General features: G+C 41.7%; 1 protein-coding gene. It reads left to right on the top strand.

Going from position 1 to position 818, the window contains the following annotated elements:
• On the top strand, nucleotides 1-818 hold an 818-nt coding region (locus ACS8FD_RS18955), incomplete at both ends, for a hypothetical protein (RefSeq protein WP_439276998.1).

Genomic DNA, 818 nt, shown 5'->3' with positions numbered 1-818 from the left:
ATACAGTTTCAGAAGGTAAAATGGTTAGAAGCGACGGTATCGTTGTTAATAATCGTGGTTGTGATATATCTGACTTTATTAAAGTAGAGCCAAATGCTAAATATAACATCTCTAGCGAACAACCTAGAGGTCGTGACACATTTATTTATATTGCCTATTACGATAGCAACAGAGATTTTATCAAACGGGTATCCGCAAGAGACAGATATTCTAAAAGCATCACTGTTACTGCCCCTACAGATGCTCATTATGCGCGCCTCAATATGAATGGTGGCCGTGCCTACCACCACAATCGTATGTTTGTAAAGGATGGCGAAGTACTGCCTCCTCAAAATTTTGAGGGCGTATACCCTGACCCTAATCAAGACACCATCTATTATAAGGGTAATTATAGTACACCCGAAGAAGCCCTTGAAGATGCAGCTAAGCGCGGAGGGGCGAACATTATATTTCCAGATGGTAGGTATGAGGTAGCGTTGAAGCCTAGAGTACCTAATATTCGGCTGTTCGGTACGGGTGAAACCTACTTTTATGCTAAATCTAGATCGGCAGTGCTTGAAGTTCGTGAAAAAGGAAATGGCTTTCAAGCGACCGGCATCCATTTTAGAGGTCAAACTATAAAGCATGCTGACACTAACAGCCCATTGGCCACCTCTATCTATTGCATGTGGATATGGGGCAAAGATTGTAAGTTTAGCAACTTTACCTCTGAAGGAGCGATATACGACAGCTTATATATACGTGGCAACGGGGAAATGAACTTTGAAGCCAGTGATTTTAAAATAGGTCCATCTAACAGAAACTGTCTTACTATCGCA

It is taken from the genome of Psychrobacter sp. 1U2 (genome assembly GCF_051847575.1).
The sequence above is the reverse complement of the archived record's forward strand: the minus strand, read 5'-3'. Positions and strand labels throughout refer to the sequence as shown.